This is a genomic window from Pseudogemmobacter hezensis, from assembly GCF_013155295.1.
In the GTDB taxonomy this organism is placed as follows: domain Bacteria; phylum Pseudomonadota; class Alphaproteobacteria; order Rhodobacterales; family Rhodobacteraceae; genus Pseudogemmobacter; species Pseudogemmobacter hezensis.
The window spans coordinates 199,116-217,894 of sequence record NZ_JABJXT010000002.1 but is presented as its reverse complement, the minus strand read 5'-3'; the positions used below and the strand labels follow the sequence as shown (position 1 = coordinate 217,894).

Sequence of the window (18,779 nt, the reverse complement as noted above, 5' to 3'; positions counted from 1 at the left end):
GCTCAGTTCGCGCCGGGCAGGAAGGTGGTGGAAACGCCGCCCTCCATCACGCCGGTGCCCGATTTCATGCGGATGGTCAGCTTTTGGCCGGAAAGCGCGCTGGCGCCCTGGGTCAAAAGCACATTCCCGGTCATCACCACCACGCCGCTGTCGATCTCATAGACCGCCTCGGAGGCTTCGGCGGCATCACGGGCGCTGGCGATGGTCACGCCGCCTGTTGCATGCAGCCTGCGGATGGCGCGGCTGTCAGCGGCATATTCCACCCGCACCTCAGCTGCAGCAAGGCGCATCTCACCCTGGCCCACCAGCACATTGCCGGAAAACACCGCCGAGCCATCGGCATTGTTGACCGCCAGCGTATCGGCCTTGATTTCAACCGGAAGCGAGGTGTCCTGGGTCATCGGGCCGAAGGCAATGGTCGCACCCTGGGCCAGCAAATCGCCGGGCGCCAGCAGCGGCGCCGCTGCCAGGGTCAGCAGCAATGCAAAAGCGCGGGCGCGGCTTTGCAGGGGGCGTGTCTTATGGATGGGCGCGTTCAGGGTCATGGTGCATCCGTTTCGCGGCGGGGGCCGCCGGGCTCATATACCAGCTTTACCGCGCCTGAGAAAACCAGAAGATAGGGGGTAACGGCATTTGTATCCGCGCTTTCCACTTTGGGTTGCGCGTCCTGTTCTCCTGTGGCCTTGTCCTGGCGCTGCAGGGAAAAACTGTTGGCCGTCAGCGTGACCTGCGGGCCGGTGGCATTGACCGGGGCCTCGCTTTTCGCGCCAGAGCGGTCCAGCGCCGCCGTCAGCACATCGGTCACGATATGATAGCCGCTGGAGGTGTCTATCCCGACCCCACCCGTCAGGCGCAGCTGGCTGGCGGCAGTATCCAGAACCGCCTCTTTGGCGCGGATATCGGTGCTGCCACCGCCGGGCATATCAAGGCGCACGGTGACATCACTGGCCCCGGCGCTGCGGGTGCCGGTTGCAGGCCGGGCGGCTGTGGCGGTCATGGTGATCGCCGCCCCGTCCGAGGTGGTCCCGGCATAGGTCGGCGTGGTCATGCGCGGATCGCGGGCCAGATCCTCGACATCGACCTGGGCGTAATGGATCGCGGCATCGGTATCGATCCGGTCGGCCAGCAGAAACATCGTCGAAAGCAGCGCCAGCGCCGACAGAGGCAGCGCCACCTTCAGCCAGCCGACAAGGCGGGAATGGCGATCAGCTCTGGGCATGGTGGCTCCGATATGGGCGGGGCCGGGTATGGGGCCTGATCTGGAGCCGGGTATGGGGCAGGGGTTGGCGCATCTCAGGCCACACCCGCGCGCAGACAGTCATGGATATGCACGATCCCCTCGGCCCGCCCGCCTTCGCCCTGCACCATCAGCGAGGTGATCTTGCGGGCATTCATCAGCCCGAGCGCCTCGACCGCCAGCATCTGCGGCGTCGCGGTCAGCGGATTGGCGGTCATCACCTCACTGGCCTTATGCGACAAAAGCCCGTCCATATGGCGGCGAAGGTCGCCATCGGTGATGATCCCCAGCAGGTGGCCATCGGGCGCGGCCACGCCCACCACGCCGAACCCCGCCCGCGTCATCGCAATCAGCGCGTCGGGCATCGGGGTATCGGGCGCAACCATCGGCGGATCTGCATGCATCAGATCGCGCACCCGCAAGAGTTTCGCCCCCAGCTTGCCGCCGGGATGGAAGGTGCGGAAGTGCTCGGGCGTGAAGTGGCGATGCTCCATCAGGGCAATCGCCAGCGCATCCCCCAGGGCCAGCGTCATCGTGGTCGAGGTGCTGGGCACGATCCCGGTCTCACAGGCCTCGGGTACGGTCGGCAGCAAAAGCGCGACCGTCGCCTCACGCAAAAGGGTCGATCCCTCGCGCCCGGCAATCCCGATCAGCGGAATGGCAAAGCGCCGGGCATGGGCCAGCATATCGGCCAGCTCGGGCGTCTCGCCGGAATTCGACAGCATCACGATCACATCGCCCTGGGTGATCATGCCCAGATCGCCATGGCTGGCCTCAGCCGGATGCACGAATTGCGCGGGCGTGCCGGTCGAGGCGAAGGTCGCGGCGATCTTCTTGCCGATATGGCCGGATTTCCCCATGCCAGAGACGATCACCCGCCCGCTGGCCTGAAGGATCAGCGCCACCGCATCGGCAAAACGCGGGCCGACCGTTTCCGCCAGCGCCGCCAGCGCACCGGCCTCGCGGGTGATGACGCGCCGCCCTGTGGCGATCAGCGCGGCAGGATCAATGGTGGAAGATGTCATTCAGGTCATCCCAGCCCAGCAGATCCATTTCAGCCCGAACCGGCAGAAATGCAAAGAGTTTCTCAGCCAGGGCCAGCCGATCCTCGCGGATCAGCCTTTCCTCAAGCGCGGCTTTCAGGCGGTGCAGGTAAAGCACATCCGAGGCGGCATAGTCCTTTTGCGCCGCTGTCAGTTCGGCCGCGCCCCAGTCGGATGTCTGCTGCTGTTTTGAGACATCAACCCCCACCATATCGGCCAGCAGATATTTCAGCCCATGGCGATCAGTATAGGTGCGCACCAGTTTCGAGGCGATTTTCGTGCACCAGACCGGGGCCGTCGTCACCCCAAAGGCGCGTTTCAGCGCGGCAATGTCAAAGCGCCCGAAATGGAACAGTTTCAGCACATTCTCATCGGTCAGCAGGCGCGTCAGATTGGGCGCCGCCGTCTGGCCAATCGCGATCTGCACCAGATGTGCATCGCCATTCCCCGCAGAAAGCTGCACCACGCAAAGCCGGTCGCGGCGCGGATTGAGGCCCATGGTCTCGGTGTCGATGGCGACCACGGGGCCAAGGGTCAGCCCGTCGGGCAGGTCGTTCTGATGCAGGTGAATGGTCACTATACGGGCTTTCGGGGGCTTGCTTTCGGGCGGAGTATCGCCCGCAATGCGCGGCCAGAGGCTGTTGCGGGGCTGCCCCCGGAATTAGTGGCCCCGCCCCCTTCGGTCAACCGCCGCAAAGCAGGGATCGGCGGGATGGGGCTGAGGGCTCAGCCCCTCCAGGGGGCAAAGCCGAAGGCGGTATAGTCGCGGGCCCAGGCGTCCCGGGCGGCCTCTTCCAGCTCGGGGGTCCAGATTTCATCCAGGGCGGCTGCGGGGGCTGGGTCGATTGACACAGGGGCAGGGGCCTCGCCAAACCCTGCGGCCAGAAAGCCAAGGCCCCGGGCCAGGTCATCCTCGCGCAGCAGCAGATCGGGGAACAGAAGGTTGCCAAAACCCTGCAAGACCGCGCTTTGGCTGGCCCAATGCGGATCGACGCGAAGGCCGGTCTGAGCGCTGAGGGAAAGCTTCGCATAGCGCAGGAAGGCCAGAAAGGCGCTGCGATGCTGATCAATGTCCGCGAAGGCGCGGCCCTTGCCGGGCAGCGGCGCATCATGGGCGCGGATCAGCGCGTTGCGATGTTCATTCAGTCGCCCGCTGACGATCAGGGTCAAAAAGGCCTGATGGGCGCGCAAAAGCGGGTGGCGCAACACGGTGAAACTGCGATAGCCGGGATGGGCCTCTTGCCATTCCCGCAGCGATTTGCGGCCAAAATCACCGATCAGCCCGGCGTCAGCGGCACGCGTGCCTTGCCAGGGCGCGGCCAGCCAGGCCGACACCGCCTCAACCGGCCCGCCTTTGACCGGCAGGAACAAAAGCGGCGCCGTCTTTGCCGCCAGAAATGAGGGCACGGCGGCATTGCGGCGGGGCTCAAAATTCGGGCTGCGGCCAAGGTTGAAGCGGTCCAGCTGTGAAAGCGCCGCCTCCATCTCTTCGGGGTTGGTCACCTTTGCGGCGATCGGGCCGGGATTTTGCTTTTTCAGCCGGTCATCCACCGCCTCGATACGGGCCTCACTGCCCAGCCAGGCGGCCAGACCGTTCAAGACATCGACATCCCGAATATCTTCATAATCAAGGTAAAACGCCGTCTGCCCAGAGGTTTGCAGCAGATGCAGCAGGTGGATCTGATGCTCCTGGCTGGTCTGCAGATGGGTCTCGAAATCGCCTGCATCAAAGCGGATACGGGCGGATTTCAGGTTCTTGATATTGGTCAGCCGCCACTGATTGGTTTCACGTGCGATCTGCCAGCTGACATAGCTTTCCAGCGGGTTGCGGGTCAGGATGATCTTGGCGCATTGCGGATCATCCATGACCACAGGCAGGATGCGCTGGTCGTGATCGTGGAAATAGCGAAAGCCCGACAGGCCCGGGGTTTGCGCCCGCATCGCCCGCAACAGCCCAAGCGGATCCTTCTCTCGCGCCGCGAGATCAAAGCCGAACATCTCATGGCTTTTCTGGCCGCCGATGAAATGCGGGTTGAACATCTCACCATGGCAGGTGATGCCGTCAAAGCAGTTCAGATTGGCCTCAAGGAAGTTCGAGCCGGTGCGCATCTCGGCCAGCATCACGAATGAGGTAAAGCGCGGCCGGGCCGCGGATTTCACATCTGGCATCTGGCTTTACCTGACCAGATAGGGGCGCTGGCGGCGGCCTCCGGGGCCGGGCATCTCGCCCCCGGCGGGGAAATCGCCCATCAGCTCGGGCTTCATGCCCTGGTTGCGCAGGTTTTGCAGGAACTGACCAAAGCCGGTCAGATCGGTCAGCCGTGGCACCTCGGTCAGGCGACGCAGCGAGCGCGGGCTGATTTCGTCAACGATCATTTGCAGCGGCTCCATCGGATTTTCGACGAATTCCGCGAGATTCCACACCCGCACCCGGGCCTTCACATCGGGGGCCCGCAACAGGGTCAGCATTTCGGCCTCAATGCGCTGAAGCCGGGCGGCCTCGGCCCTGATCTCGCTGAAATTCAGGTTTGACTGGAACAGGGGCACTGAGAACGCGCCGGAAATAACCGAAATCTGGGCATTCGGATCGCCGGCGATAAAGGGAATGATCGTTTGATTGTCGCGCGGCCCGAACTGGAAGCACTGCCGCTCGCCACGGGTGTTCCAGATCAGGCTGGTCAGGAAACTGCGCGGATTATAGTCGCGCAGCCGGGCGGAATTGCTGAGCGAGCCGTTATAGACTGTCTCGCCCCCGGCAAATTCCACCCGCTCGGGCGCGAAGATATGGCCGTGGACACGGGTGCCCGAGACCCTGGAAAGCCAGGTGTCGAAATCCTCAAACAGCTGGGCGAAACCCTCGAAAACCGAGTATTGCGCGGCGGTGCGGCCATTGGCCAGCTCGCTGTTGGGAAAGCGCGACTGCATGTAAAGCCCGGCGCGGCCTGCGATACGCCGTTCAACCGCTTTGGCGAAGAGGCGGTCGATCTTGCCGGGATTGGGCTCTGCGCGCGGGTGGCTGGCGGCATCGGGATGCAGGAAGGTCGCGTATAATTTATGCGCATGCGGCCAGATTTTGCGGGCGATAAAACAGTCCGAGCGCCGCAAAAGCTGCAGGTGGTCATCGTAAAAGATATGCGGCTTGCCCTGATAGTCGAATTTCGACAGCGTCAGCGAGCGGCTTTCGATATTGGCCGAGAACAGCCGCGCCAGCGACTGGAAATAGCTTTCATCCGGGATCCAGACCCGGCGGAAATAGGCGTCAAAAGCCTTTCGCTGCGGGCTTTCGAGGATCGCAGAGAGCGTCTGGCGGGTCAGACACCACCATTGGCTGCCCAGATGCGGCACCAGATTTTTCGGCAGTTTGCGCTTTACCTTCAGACGGCGCTGCAGCTCGACATAGGTGTCAAAAAGCCAGCGGTTCGTGCGCCAGGAAAAGGGGAAGCGCAGGGTAAAGCGTTCGGCGTTCAGTCCCCCCACCGTCCAGCCGACATCGGCGGTGGTAACGCTTTCGATGAAATCGGTGCGCGGGCGGGCGTCAAGATATTCGCGCAGCTCATCCACCGGGCGCAGCGGCAGGCACGAGCCTGAGGCAAGACAGACATGACGCACGCCGGGGAAGTCGCGCAGCATGATCTCGCTGGCTTCCTGGGTTGCGGCCACGATCCCCCAGGTGCCCCATTCGCAGATATGGCGCGGCGAAAAGCGGATATTGGCCAGATCGGCCAGTGCCTCTCGCATCTGGTTGTATTTGGCATCCGGGGTTGAGCTGTCGACATGGATCACCACCGGGCAGCCGCGCTCGGCCCAGTAACGCGCCACCTGGCCTGCGCGGTGCAGCGCAGTGTGGCACAGCATGACAAACCCCAGGCTGCCCTGCCCGGCATTGGTGCCTTGCCCGGTATTGGTGCTTTGCCCCGTGCTGATGCCCTGCCCCGTGCTCATGCCCAGTTCCCCTTTGACATGAGGCCCAGAATTTCCAGCTGGCGCCAGTTGATGTATTTCTCGCTCCATTTGCACCAGAAATCGGGCTGCTCTTTCAGCCCCTCAAGATAGGCTTTGTATTCACGGCTGTCGGCGTAATGCTCGCCCCGCGCCATTTCCTCTTGTGCCTTCAGCGCAAATGTATCGAGGAACTTGGCATGAAGAAGGCAGCCAGAAGCCTTTTCTCCGCCCCATTCGTCAAAGGCCAGGTTCAGGCCGCGCGGCAACAGCATATGGGTAGAGCTGATATAGGCATAGGATCTGTGCCAGCGCACCAGCGGGATCTTGTTCAGCGCCGGGGCGGATTTCGGATCATCGGCAAAGAAGGTTCGGGCGCGCGGCCCGCCCTGGATCCACAGATTGCCATAACCCCAGTTGCGGCTGATCGTGTAATTGCCGGAATCGAACCACTCGGCGATCTCGAAGGGGTTCTGCCCCTCGCGGTAGGGCTGATCCTGGATCGGCCCTTTGGGATACATATCCAGAAGCATCGCCGAAAATGCGCGAATGCCGCTGGTATCCAGCCAGTCGGTCAGCGCCCTGAGGGGGCGCGTCTCGCAAAACGGGTAGATCAGGAACTCATCGACATCCACGGTCAGGCACCAGTGGCCATGGCCATAGCGGCGCAAAAGCGCGGTGATCCAGTCCATGCCAAACCGGCTGGAGCGGTAGCTGGCCTTGGTCGTCCAGAGCGAGACATCGGGCTGCCCGGCCAGATATTCGCGGCTGCCGTCATCGCTGTCATTGTCAACAAACAGAAAATGCCCGACGCCCAGATCGCGGTAATACTGCAGGAACCAGGGCAGGCGGACGCGCTCATTCCTGAGGGTGCAGAACAAAAGCACAGTGTTGCGCCGGATCGTCTCAACCCGCAGTTTGACGGGACGCAGATCCCGCTGATGCAAAAGCGCCTTTGCCAGCAGCCGTTTGCGCCGCAACCGCAGGCGATAGGAACCCGCAAGGCTCATGCTGTGGCCCCTGCCGCAAAGACGCCGCGGATACCCAAAACGCCATCACAGGCCGCCAGTGCCGGGACTGACAGTGCCGGGACCGACAGCGCGGGCTGGCTGCTGATGGGGGCTGTCTGGCGTGCCGAATTCTGAGCGGCATCCTGGGCTGAGGGTTGAAATTGCACGGCTCTGCTGAATGCCTGGGTTGAAGTTGTTTCTGACAAAGAAATAATTTTGGAAACACCTAGAGAAATGCCGTTGGAAAGTAAACATTCTGCCAGGAGGCGCCGCTGCCACAGGGCGTGAGGACCGGCTTTTTGCGGCATTTCAGACCCAGCCTCCCCGTGACAGCAGGCCAAGCGCCTCAAGCTGGCGCCAGCCGGAATAGCGCTTTGACTCTGGGGTTTTCAGCTGTGGCGCGGCGATCAGCCCGTCATAGTAATCGCCAAAGCGGGTGGGATCGGCGAAATGCTGGCGGCGCTCTTTTTCCTCGGCGGATTTTTCGATGATCTCGGGCAGGAATTTGGTGTGCAGCAATGCGCCCGAGATCAGCTCTCCGCCATCCCGGGCATAGGTGTGGTTCAGCCGCGCAGGCAGCAGCGAATGGGTCGAGTTCAGCCAGGCATAGCGCCAGGACCATTTGACCAGCGGGATCTTGTTCAGCGTGGGGGCACGGCGCGGATCATCGGCGAAAAAGCTGCGGGCGCGGGGGCCGCCCTGGATCCACAGATTGCGCAGCTGCGGCTGCACCTGCAGGCTGTAATTGCCGCTGTCGAACCATTGCAAAAGCTGCAGCGGATCAGAGCCGGGCGTATAGGGGTGCTGGCCCAGCGGGCCCTCGGGGTAAAGATCCAGCATCATCGCGGGCATGGCCGCCAGGCCCTGGCTGTCCAGCCATCCGGTCAGCGCGGGCAGGGGCCGCGTCTCATGCCAGGGGTAGACCAGCAGCTCATCGGCATCCAGCACCAGGCACCAATGGCCATTGCCGTGCCGCATCAGCACCCAGTTCAGCCAGTCCAGCCCGAAGCGCGATTTCCGGTAAGAGCCAGTGGTGGACCAAAGCGAGACATCCGGCTGATCGCGCAAAAGCGCTGCCGTGCTGTCAGTGCTGTCATTGTCGATGATCAGGAAATGGTTAACACCCAGGGCACGATGATGGTCCAGGAACCAGGGCAGGCGGTTGGCCTCATTGCGAACCACCATGGCGCAAAGGATCGCGCCCTTGCGGATGCTGGCGGTGTGATTGGTGACGCGCCTCAGCTCGCGCCGTTTGCGCAGCGCCCGGGCCAGCAGGGCGCGGCGCCGATTGCGCAGCCGCCAGGCCTGCCACAGATTTCCCAGCAGGCCCGGCTGCAAAAAACGCTGGCCGGGGCGGCTGGCCGGGGCGTCGCCGATGCTATAGCCCGAAGGGCGGGAATTGCGGCCCGCCCCCATGGTCAGAGCGCCCCCATCCGCTTACTCAGCGGCTTTGAGTTGCGCGATCATATCATGCAGATAGGCCGAGAACTCATCGCGCAAATCAGGGCGCGACAGGCCAAAGGCGACGGTGGCCTGCAGGAAGCCGGCCTTCGATCCGCAGTCATACCGCATGCCGCGGAAGCGGAAGCCATAGACCCCGGTGCCGTCAGCGCCGGTTTCCTCGGCAATGGCGTCGGTCAGCTGGATCTCTCCGCCTGCGCCCTGTTTCAGGCGGTTCAGGTTCTGCAGCACCTTGGGCGACAGGATGTAACGGCCGATCACCGCCAGGTTCGACGGCGCCTCGCCCAAAGGCGGCTTTTCAACCATGCCCTTGGCGCGAACGACCGCGCCCATATCCTCACCGATATCGAGCACACCATAGGACGAGGCCTTTTCCGGGGCCACTTCCATCGCCGCAACCATATTGCCGCCGGTTTCCTCATAGGCCTCGACCATCTGGCCAAGGCAGGACCGTTCGGCCGCGATCACGTCATCGGGCAAAAGCACGGCGAAAGGCTCGTCGCCGATCAGCTTGCGGGCGCACCAGACCGCGTGGCCCAGGCCCAGCGGACGATTTTGCCGCAGATAGGCGATGGCACCCGAATCCATATTGGTGGATTTCAGCACTTCCAGCAGCTGTTCCTTGCCGGATTTTTTCAGCGCATTTTCCAGCTCGGGGGCGGTGTCGAAATAGTCTTCCAGCGCCGATTTGCCGCGCGAGGTGACGAAGATGAAGTCTTTGATCCCGGCCGAGCGCGCCTCATCAATCGCGTATTGGATCAGCGGGCGGTCGACCAGCGTCATGATCTCTTTCGGGATCGACTTGGTGGCCGGAAGAAAACGTGTACCGAGGCCGGCGACGGGGAAAACAGCCTTGGTGACCTTTTTGGGCTTCATGTTCGCTACTCGTATGGTTTTGCGGTGCGGCTCTTGCACCTTCATTGGCTGCCATCCCAGAACAATTTGTCCTGATTCAGGCCTTGGCATGTCTTTAGGCGAAAAATTGCTGAAATGATGGGGGAAAAAGCGCCAGGTTTCGCCAGTCTTTCCCGAAGCGCGCCGTTTGTCGAGATGAATACTGTTGCGACACCGGAAACGATCGCGCGAGGTCCGGCGACCGTTTCCCTTGTGCAACGGGCCCCATCCGACCCCTGCGGGATGGAAGAGGGCGGGTCTGACTGGTCTCCTGGCGTGCTCAGACCGGCTTTTTCAGCACGACTTTCGGGGCGCGGGCGATGAAGAAGGGGTTGTCCCAGCCCGGCTTGCCATAGGTCAAAGCGGCATGGGTGTCGAAATGCAGCACCTCGCCGCCCGCACCGCGCAGGACGGCATCACCTGCGGCCGTGTCCCATTCCATGGTGCGGCCAAGGCGCGGATAGAGATCGGCCTCGCCGGTGGCGACCAGACAGAATTTCAGGCTGGAGCCCGCGCTTTTCGAATCGGCGACCTGGTAAAGATTGATATAGGCATCCGTCGCCGCATCCCGGTGCGATTTTGAGGCCACCACCAGCAGCGCCTGATTGTCGGGGGTCTGGCTGACCTGCAGCGGTGTGACGGGGCCGGGCGTCGCTTTGTCGAAATCGCCTGTCTCTTCCACGGCTTGCCCATCGGCGAGCGTGTAGAACAGCCGCCCTTTGGCCGGGGCATAGACCACGCCGCGCAGCGGGACGCCGTTTTCGACATAGGCGATATTGACGGTGAAATCGCCCCGGCGCTGCACGAATTCCTTGGTGCCATCCAGCGGATCAACGATCAGGAAGGTCGAAGCGGTCAGCGCATGGCTGGCGGCCTGTTCCTCGGTGATCAGGGTCACATCGGGAAATTCCAGGCGCAGCCCGGCCGAGATCAGCGCATCGGCGGCCTCATCAGCCTCGGTCACCGGGCTGGAATCGCCTTTGGCCTTCACCTCGAAATCGGGGCCGTTATAGATCTCCATGATCCGATCCCCGGCCTCCAGGGCAAGGCGGCGGATGACGGATGTCAGATGATCGAAATTCATAAAATACTCCGGATCTGCGACAAAAAGGGATGATCTGGCCGGTTGCCGCGAATATTGCCATGGGTGTTGAGGGTCTTTATCCTGGGCGCGAAAGAGATCGGCAAGGATTTGCTGCGATAATTCCTATATCCTGCCCCGGATCCGGCACTATTACAGGCCAGGTGCGGGTATGGGCCAGGTACAGGCGCAGACAGCGCAGAGAATGGCGGGCGCGTTGACGCAGGGCATACCCGATCCGGGGATGCATCGAACGAAAGAGCAAGGACTTCCTCTATGTTTCGACCGCAGGCGAAGCGAACCAGCCGTATGTCGGGCGGCTTTGAGCTGCTTGAGGTGATCTATCACGCAACGGTGCGCCAGTTGCGCGGCACGCATTCCAATGCCGTCACCGCAATGGTGATGAATGTGGTGCAGGCGGCGCTGGTCCTGGTGATCTTTGTGGTCATGTTTGACGTGCTGGGCATGCGCCGGCTGGCGGTTCGGGGGGACTTTATTCTTTATGTGATGTCAGGGGTGTTCATGTTCCTGACCCATGTAAAGGCCCTGGGGGCGGTGTCTGGCGCGGATGGTCCGGCCTCGGCGATGATGATGCATGCGCCGATGAACCCGATCATCGCGGTTGTTTCGGCGGCGCTTGCAGCGCTTTACAAACAGACCTTCGCCGCAGTGGTGATCCTCTTTGCCTATCACGCCCTGATGAGACCGATCACCATCTATGACCCGGTCGGAACATTGGGCATGTTCGTGCTGTCCTGGGCCTCTGGCGCGGCGATCGGACTGATTTTCTATGCCGCCAAGCCATGGAACCCGGATCTGGTCGGTATTCTGGCAACAATCTATCAGCGGGCGAATATGATTGCCTCTGGCAAGATGTTTCTGGCCAATCAGGCCACCAGCTGGATGCGCTCTAAATTCGACTGGAACCCGCTTTACCATACGATTGACCAGGGGCGGGGCCATATCTTTCTGAACTATCAGCCGCGCTATACCAATATCGAATACCCGATCTGGGCGATGCTGATCTGCCTGATGATTGGGCTGATGGGGCAATTTTTCACCCGCAAATACGCATCGGCCAGCTGGGGCAAGCGGCGCTGATCCCTGCTGCAGCTGACCGGCCTGCTGCCGCGACAGGCCGGCCTCTGGTGGATATTTTCTGCCCGGGGGCAGGCCGTGAATGGGCTGTGGCGGCAAATTGCATGCAGATCTGGCACAGGATTGTGAAAAATCGCCGCAGACTCTGTTGCAGGCCCGTTGCAGGCGTAAATCGCCCTGCCTATATACGCCCCATCAACGGGTGACCCATCGAAGGGCGGGACATCCGATCCATTCCATAACCCCGCTCCTGTGCCGAAGTTTCCGGGCAAGACACGGGGGAGATCGCCTGAAGAAAGGGATGCAAATATGGCCAAAGTCATCGGTATTGACCTCGGTACGACCAACTCTTGCGTTGCTATCATGGATGGCTCGCAGCCGCGCGTTATCGAAAATTCGGAAGGGGCACGCACCACGCCCTCGATCGTCGGCTTCACCGAGGGTGAGCGCCTGGTCGGCCAGGCCGCCAAGCGTCAGGCTGTCACTAATGCCTCGAACACCGTTTTCGCGGTAAAGCGCCTGATCGGCCGCCGTATCGGCGATGTCGAAGTGGAAAAAGACAAAAAACTGGTTCCCTATGACATTGTCGATTCTGGCAATGGCGACGCCTGGGTCCAGGTGCGCGGCGAGAAATATTCGCCCTCGCAAATCTCGGCGTTCATCCTGCAAAAGATGAAGGAAACCGCAGAATCCTACCTCGGTGAAACCGTCACCCAGGCTGTGATCACTGTTCCCGCCTATTTCAACGACGCTCAGCGTCAGGCCACCAAAGATGCCGGCAAGATCGCTGGCCTCGAAGTGCTGCGCATCATCAACGAGCCGACCGCGGCTGCGCTGGCTTACGGCCTCGACAAGAAAGAGACCAAGACCATCGCGGTTTATGACCTCGGCGGCGGTACCTTCGACATCACCATCCTTGAGATCGACGACGGCCTCTTCGAGGTGAAGTCCACCAATGGTGACACCTTCCTGGGTGGTGAAGACTTCGACATGCGCATCGTCCAGTTCCTGGCCGATGAGTTCAAGAAAGAGCACGGCGTTGATCTGACGCTGGACAAGATGGCGCTGCAGCGTTTGAAAGAGGCTGCTGAAAAGGCCAAGATCGAGCTGTCCTCGTCCTCGCAGACCGACATTAACCAGCCGTTCATCTCGATGGACAAGAACACTGGCCAGCCGCTCCACCTGGTGGTCAAGCTGACCCGTGCCAAGCTGGAAAGCCTGGTCGGCGATCTGATCGTCAAGTCGATGAAGCCCTGCCAGGCTGCGCTGAAAGACGCAGGCCTGTCCAAGGATGATATCGATGAGGTGGTTCTGGTCGGTGGTATGACCCGGATGCCGCGCGTGATCGAAGAGGTCACCAAATTCTTCGGCAAAGAGCCGCATAAAGGCGTGAACCCCGACGAAGTCGTGGCGATGGGCGCTGCTGTTCAGGCTGGCGTTCTGCAGGGCGACGTCAAAGACGTGGTTCTGCTGGACGTGACCCCGCTTTCGCTGGGCATCGAGACGCTGGGCGGCGTGTTCACCCGTCTGATCGACCGCAACACCACGATCCCGACCAAAAAGTCGCAGGTTTTCTCGACCGCTGAGGACAATCAGTCGGCTGTGACCATCCGCGTCTTCCAGGGCGAGCGTGAAATGGCCGCGGACAACAAGATCCTCGGCATGTTCAATCTGGAACAGATCCCGCCCGCCCCGCGCGGCGTGCCGCAGATCGAGGTGACGTTCGACATCGACGCCAACGGCATCGTCTCGGTTTCCGCGAAAGACAAAGGCACCAATCGTGAGCAGAAGATCACGATCCAGGCGTCCGGCGGTCTTTCGGATGAGGATATCGAGAAAATGGTCCGCGACGCCGAGGCCAATGCCGATGCCGACAAAGCACGGCGTGAGGTGGTCGAGGCCAAAAACCAGGGTGAAAGCCTGCTCGATTCGACGAAGAAATCGCTGAAAGAACATGGTGATAAGGTCGATCCTTCCACCGTCGAGGCGATTGAATTTGCGATGGTCCCGCTGGAAGAGGCGCTGAAAGGCGAGGATGCCGGCAAGATCAAATCGGGCATCCAGAACCTCACCGAAGCCGCGATGAAACTCGGCGAAGCCATCTACAAAGCCCAGGCTGGTGAAGCCGGTGGCGATGATGAGGGGGACGCGCGTCCGGTCGATGATGACAATATCGTCGATGCTGACTTCGAGGATCTGGGCGACAACAAGCGGAAGTAATTCCGTTTTGACCGGGAATGGGGGCGGCCCGACGGGTCGCCCTTCTCCGGTCAGGAGAGGTCTTTTGCTATGGCAAAACGCGACTACTACGAGGTTCTCGGCGTATCCCGTGGGGCCAGTGCCGACGAATTGAAGAAAGCCTATCGCCAGAAGGCGAAAGAGCTGCACCCCGACCGCAACTCTGACAACCCCAATGCCGAGGCTCAGTTCAAAGAGGTGAACGAGGCCTATGACGTGTTGAAGGATGCCGAGAAGAAGGCAGCCTATGACCGTTTCGGCCATGCGGCCTTTGAGGGCGGCATGGGCGGCGGGGGCCAGCGCGGCGGTTTTAACCAGCAGGGCGATTTCGCCAGCGCCTTCTCGGATGTGTTCGAGGATCTGTTTGGCGATTTCATGGGCGGTCGCGGTCAGGGCGGCGGTGGCGGGCGGCAACGTGCGCAACGTGGCTCGGATCTGCGCTATAACCTGCGGGTGACGCTGGAAGAGGCCTGGAAGGGCGTCCATAAGACGATCTCAGTGCCGGGCTCGGTGCAATGTGATGTCTGCCACGGTTCCGGTGCCGAGGGCGGGGCTGAACCTCAGACCTGTCCGACCTGTTCAGGCATGGGCAAGGTTCGGGCGCAGCAGGGCTTTTTCACGGTTGAACGCACCTGTCCCACCTGTTCCGGGACTGGCCAGATCATCAAAAATCCGTGCAAAAACTGCCATGGTGCGGGGCGGATCGAGAAGGATCGTCAGCTCTCGGTCAATATCCCGCCCGGCGTCGAAACTGGCACCCGGATCCGGCTGGCCGGTGAGGGCGAGGCGGGCCTGCGCGGCGGTCCCTCGGGCGATCTCTACATCTTTATCGAGGTAAGAGAGCACGCGCTCTTCCAGCGCGACGGCGTGCATCTGTTCTTCCCGGTGCCGATTTCGATGGCCCGCGCCTCGCTGGGTGGCGAGGTCGAGGTGCCGACGATCGACGGTGGGCGCAGCCGGGTCAAAGTGCCTGCAGGGGCGCAGTCGGGCAAGCAAATGCGCCTGCGCGGCAAGGGCATGCCCGCTCTGCGCGGCGGCGGCACCGGCGATATGGTGATCGAGCTGCGGGTCGAGACCCCGGTGAACCTGACATCGCGCCAGAAAGAACTGCTGACCGAGTTCGAAAAACTCTCAGAGGAGAACAACCCGGAAGGGTCGAACTTCTTCTCTAAGGTCAAAGGCTTCTGGGATGGGATGAAGGGCTGATCAGGCCTTTGCATCGGTAATTCGGGCCGCTTCCAGCCGGGGGCGGCCCGTTTTTATTACGGGGGATTTCTGGCAGGCGGCGCGTTTGTTAGGAATTTATAAACCATCAGCCCGGATGCTGGCCTTATGGCAAAGCATCAATCCTTCGCAGAATCACCGCTGCCGCCCTTCCTTCCTTTCGGGGATGAGGCGCTTGCTGAAACGGTTCCGACAGGGGCGGGCGGGCGTTTGCCCAGCTACATCCAGGATCATCGCAAGCGTTTGCGCAGCCGTTTTCTGGAAGGTGGCGCCTCCGCAATGCCGGATTATGAACTGCTGGAACTGCTGCTCTTTCGTGCTATCCCGCGCCAGGATGTAAAGCCGCTGGCCCGTTTGTTGCTGGAGACCTTCGGCGATTTCAATCGGGTCGTGACGGCGCCCCTTAGCCGCCTTTTGACGGTGAAAGGCGTGGGGGAGGCCGTCGCGCTGGAGCTGCATATCGTTGGCGCCTCGGCGCAGCGGATGATGCGGGCGCGGGTGATCAATCAGCCGGTCCTTTCCTCATGGGATGCGCTGCTCGACTATTGCCACACTGTCATGGCGCATCGCGAGACCGAGCAGTTCCGCATCCTGTTCCTGGACCGCAAAAACGTGCTGATCGCCGATGAAGAACAGGCAAAGGGCACGGTTGACCATGTGCCGGTCTATCCCCGCGAGGTGGTCAAACGCGGGTTAGAGCTGAATGCCTCTGCGATGATCCTGGTCCACAATCACCCGTCGGGCGACCCAACCCCGTCAGACGCGGATATCTCGATGACGATGCAGATCCAGGACGCCTGCAACGCGCTTGGGATTACCCTGCATGACCACCTGGTTATCGGCCAGGGGCGTGAGGTCAGTTTTCGCTCGCTGGGCTATTTGTAAGGTCAGAGGGGCTCTGGCGTGAAATTGGGCACGATCCACAACTCGACCCGGCGATTAAGCCGACGGCCGATCACCGTCTCATCACAGGCCATTGGCAGCGCTTCGCCAAAGCCCTCGGTGATCGGGATCTGATCCGCGCGCAGGTCGGGGGCAAGATCGGCCAGATCCTGGGCAACACGCCCCGCCCGTTCCGCAGAAAGGGCTTTATTGGCGCTGGCCTCGCCCTTTCCATCCGAAAAACCCGCCAAAATCAGCGTCTTGGCAGGAAAGCTTTCTGAGGCGATCATCCGGGCCAACTGTGCCAGATTTTCCTGGCTGCTGGCGTCCAGAACCGAGGTGTTTTCCTCAAAACGGAACGTCAGCGAAAGGCGGTCTGCCCCGTTCATCACCTCTGCCAGACGTTTCAGGTCGGTAAGCGTGACATCGTCGCCAGCCCCCAGAATGGCATTGATCAGGCGCAGCCCGTCCTGGGTCATCGGTGCCGATTCGACCGAGCGGTCGATGAACCCGGCGGCTGCAACTACATGGCCCGCGCGGGGCGTGGCGGTAAATTCCAGAAACTCACGGGCGAAAACGGGGATGCGTCGTGGGGCAGGCAGCAGGAATTGTGGCAGGGCCAGCGGATAATCTTCGGCCTTAACGGCAATCGGCAGCGGCAGCAGCGGAAAGCCACAGCTGTCCACCAGCGGTGCGGCAGAGGCCGGGGCCATTTCGGCGCGGCCCGTGATCGCCAGCGCCCAGGGGTCTTTCGCAACCGCCTCAGCCAGGCTGGCCATATCGGGATGCAGCACGTCTGCTTTGATCTCTGCCCCCAGCCGCTCGGACAGGGCGCGGGACATGTCGGTGTCGGACGCAAGTCCATGCAGCACGATGGGCATATCGGGCCCGCCCATATCGCGCCAGTTTTTCGCCTGGCCAGAGAGGGCGCGGGCCAGGTTGACGGTTGAAATCTGCGGCGTCGGATTTCCCGGGGCCATCACTGGCACCAGGGCGTCCAGCGCGATTGGCCGCGCGCCAGTGGTGCGTGAGGGAATCGCCGAAAGCTGCAACTCTGCCCCGCCGCTTTCCAGTGCCGTACGGGCCTGATCGGGCAGCATCGGCGTGAAGGCGATATCGGCCAGCACCGTATCGTCCTGCTCTTTGAAAATCTGTGCGGCCCAGACGGCGCCTTCGGGCGGCGTCACCTCACGAAACGCCATGCCGCGCACGGCGGCAAAGCTGCGAAACAGGGGGGGCAGCAGCCGCTCTCCGGCATCGGGGGCGCCAACCACGCGGATAGTGGCGCGCGGGGTCGTCAGATCGGGGCAGGCGGGGCCCTCGCAGATCACCCCCTGGCCATCAACTGTCAGCAGCCCCCAGGCGGTTTCGATGCGGTAAAACTCGCCATCATACCCTTGCAGCGTTCCGGGCAGCACGATGCTGCCCTCACGCGAGATCAGAGTGATATCCTGAGCTTTGGCAGGGCCTGGCAGGATGGGCAGGAGAGTGAAAAGAAGCGCAGCGAGAAAGCCCGCTGCACCGGATCGCGTTATCATCTGCTCCCACCGGGGCTGGTTCGGCTTAGTTTGCTGCCACCAGTGTCTTATCCGGGACGAGATTATTCAACACCATAATATCGCCTGTGGCATCACATCCTGGCATGTTGAAGCTCAGGTTTTCCAGCGATCGGCGCCCATTTTCCAGGCGCAGCAACTCCCCATGGATGCGCCGCCCGCAGGTGGTATCGGTGACGGCAGCCTCGACGACAGGAAGGCTGGCAACGGCCTCGTCCTGTGGCCAGGTGTAGATCTCGGCAAGCATCGGAACGTCCAGGCTGGAATCACCCAGATGCAACAGCGAACCGCCAGCGGGCGAAAGCGGGCTTGCAGCACTGACATCGTCATCGCTGCCAAATTCCGACGTGTTTTCAGTGGCGCGCAGCTGGAATGCATCATCGGCGATCCATTGCACAGCCAGGCGGCGAATGCTGTTCAGGTCAGCCAGGGGCGCCGCCGCATTTGCAAAAAATCCATCCGCTGTCAGCGCCTGGACCTCACCTGCACTGTCAAAGCCGGGCAGCGAGAGGGCCAGCTTTCCGGCATCATCCAGCCTGGCAGTAAATGTCAGGCCGGCATGGCTGAGGGTTACACCCGCGCCCGCGCTGCAGCTGGCGGTGAGCATTACATCAAGCATGCCGCGATCTGCGGCACGGACCTGCAAATCGGGTCTGCACGCGCCACCGGCGGCTTCCAGCGGTATATCAGCCGCCAAAGCGTCGGGGGCGGATTGTTCGGTGGATGAGGTCTCTGCAAGCGCTGAAGCGGTCTCTGGCGAGGGGGCCAGTGTCAGCTCGGCCGATCTGTCGCCATAGGTCTGAATCCCGGGATCGGTCCTGGCTGCGACCTGTTCGATGCTGCCAATGGCCTGCAGCCGGGCAGAAGATGCGCCGTGGGCGGTCTGGTTTTTTTGCATATTTTGCACCAGATAGCCCGCGCCAAGCGCCACACCCAGAACTGCTACAACTCTTAATAATCTGCGCGTCATTTCAATTATTCGCCAACCAGGAATCGTCTGCACTGGTGCCTGTATCGCTTTGAATAGCGGCATTCGCATGGCGTGACTGTGGAATGTTTCCAGTCAGAGAACCATCGAAGCCCGTCACACGGCACCTGACACCCACTTTTGCCTCT

The 18,779-nt window shown here is 61.8% G+C and carries 16 protein-coding genes; 4 read left to right on the top strand and 12 right to left on the bottom strand.

All coding sequences use genetic code 11. From position 1 onward, the window contains the following. Window positions 1–2 precede the first annotated feature (2 nt). From HOY34_RS03010 to cysQ, 10 genes are all read right to left on the bottom strand, one after another. Entirely contained in the window at window positions 3–545 is a 543-nt protein-coding gene (locus HOY34_RS03010; protein ID WP_172359845.1) for an LptA/OstA family protein, read from the bottom strand. Continuing rightward, window positions 542–1,219 carry an LPS export ABC transporter periplasmic protein LptC gene (gene lptC / locus HOY34_RS03005; RefSeq protein ID WP_172359844.1) on the bottom strand — a complete coding sequence of 226 codons (678 nt, stop codon included), beginning with the start codon at window positions 1,217–1,219 and terminating at the stop codon, window positions 542–544. The genes HOY34_RS03010 and lptC overlap by 4 nt, the downstream gene beginning before the upstream one ends. Window positions 1,220–1,293: 74 nt before the next feature. Continuing rightward, on the bottom strand, window positions 1,294–2,262 hold the full coding sequence (locus HOY34_RS03000) for a KpsF/GutQ family sugar-phosphate isomerase (protein ID WP_172359843.1): 969 nt from the start codon (window positions 2,260–2,262) through the stop codon (window positions 1,294–1,296). Then, window positions 2,243–2,857: a ribonuclease D gene (locus HOY34_RS02995; protein ID WP_172359842.1), complete on the bottom strand. Its 615-nt coding sequence runs from the start codon at window positions 2,855–2,857 to the stop codon at window positions 2,243–2,245. Before HOY34_RS02995 ends, HOY34_RS03000 begins: the two co-directional genes overlap by 20 nt. Before the next feature lie 149 nt (window positions 2,858–3,006). Beyond that, window positions 3,007–4,449, bottom strand: a complete 1,443-nt coding sequence (locus tag HOY34_RS02990; protein ID WP_172359841.1) for a sulfotransferase family protein — start codon at window positions 4,447–4,449, stop codon at window positions 3,007–3,009. Between the two features lie 6 nt (window positions 4,450–4,455). Next, window positions 4,456–6,135: a DUF5927 domain-containing protein gene (locus tag HOY34_RS02985; protein WP_172360014.1), complete on the bottom strand. Its 1,680-nt coding sequence runs from the start codon at window positions 6,133–6,135 to the stop codon at window positions 4,456–4,458. Between the two features lie 83 nt (window positions 6,136–6,218). After that, a complete protein-coding gene (locus HOY34_RS02980; RefSeq protein WP_172359840.1) occupies window positions 6,219–7,229 on the bottom strand; it encodes a glycosyltransferase family 2 protein in 1,011 nt (336 codons plus the stop codon). 309 nt (window positions 7,230–7,538) lie between these two features. Further along, window positions 7,539–8,645, bottom strand: a complete 1,107-nt coding sequence (locus HOY34_RS02975) for a glycosyltransferase family 2 protein (protein ID WP_172359839.1) — start codon at window positions 8,643–8,645, stop codon at window positions 7,539–7,541. 21 nt (window positions 8,646–8,666) lie between these two features. Continuing rightward, window positions 8,667–9,566 (bottom strand): UTP--glucose-1-phosphate uridylyltransferase, encoded by a 900-nt coding sequence (locus HOY34_RS02970; RefSeq protein ID WP_172359838.1) that lies wholly within the window; start codon window positions 9,564–9,566, stop codon window positions 8,667–8,669. Between the two features lie 298 nt (window positions 9,567–9,864). Next, complete coding sequence (gene cysQ / locus HOY34_RS02965) at window positions 9,865–10,668, bottom strand: 3'(2'),5'-bisphosphate nucleotidase CysQ (RefSeq protein ID WP_172359837.1); 804 nt, start codon at window positions 10,666–10,668, stop codon at window positions 9,865–9,867. 273 nt (window positions 10,669–10,941) lie between these two features. On the opposite strand from cysQ, the gene HOY34_RS02960 reads away from it, so the two are divergent. The 4 genes from HOY34_RS02960 to radC all read left to right on the top strand — a co-directional run bounded on the left by HOY34_RS02960 (window position 10,942) and on the right by radC (window position 16,110). Beyond that, window positions 10,942–11,766 carry an ABC transporter permease gene (locus HOY34_RS02960; RefSeq protein ID WP_172359836.1) on the top strand — a complete coding sequence of 275 codons (825 nt, stop codon included), beginning with the start codon at window positions 10,942–10,944 and terminating at the stop codon, window positions 11,764–11,766. Window positions 11,767–12,072: 306 nt separating this feature from the next. Then, window positions 12,073–13,983 (top strand): molecular chaperone DnaK, encoded by a 1,911-nt coding sequence (gene dnaK / locus HOY34_RS02955; RefSeq protein ID WP_172359835.1) that lies wholly within the window; start codon window positions 12,073–12,075, stop codon window positions 13,981–13,983. 69 nt (window positions 13,984–14,052) lie between these two features. Then, entirely contained in the window at window positions 14,053–15,207 is a 1,155-nt protein-coding gene (gene dnaJ, locus HOY34_RS02950; protein ID WP_172359834.1) for a molecular chaperone DnaJ, read from the top strand. A 126-nt stretch (window positions 15,208–15,333) separates the two neighbouring features. Next, window positions 15,334–16,110 (top strand): RadC family protein, encoded by a 777-nt coding sequence (gene radC, locus HOY34_RS02945; RefSeq protein ID WP_172359833.1) that lies wholly within the window; start codon window positions 15,334–15,336, stop codon window positions 16,108–16,110. A 2-nt stretch (window positions 16,111–16,112) separates the two neighbouring features. Here radC and HOY34_RS02940 read toward each other — a convergent pair whose 3' ends face one another. Beyond that, window positions 16,113–17,645 carry a phosphate ABC transporter substrate-binding/OmpA family protein gene (locus HOY34_RS02940; RefSeq protein ID WP_172359832.1) on the bottom strand — a complete coding sequence of 511 codons (1,533 nt, stop codon included), beginning with the start codon at window positions 17,643–17,645 and terminating at the stop codon, window positions 16,113–16,115. A gap of 25 nt (window positions 17,646–17,670) precedes the next feature. Further along, window positions 17,671–18,633, bottom strand: coding sequence for a hypothetical protein (locus HOY34_RS02935; RefSeq protein WP_172359831.1), 963 nt, complete (start codon window positions 18,631–18,633; stop codon window positions 17,671–17,673). Window positions 18,634–18,779 lie beyond the last annotated feature (146 nt).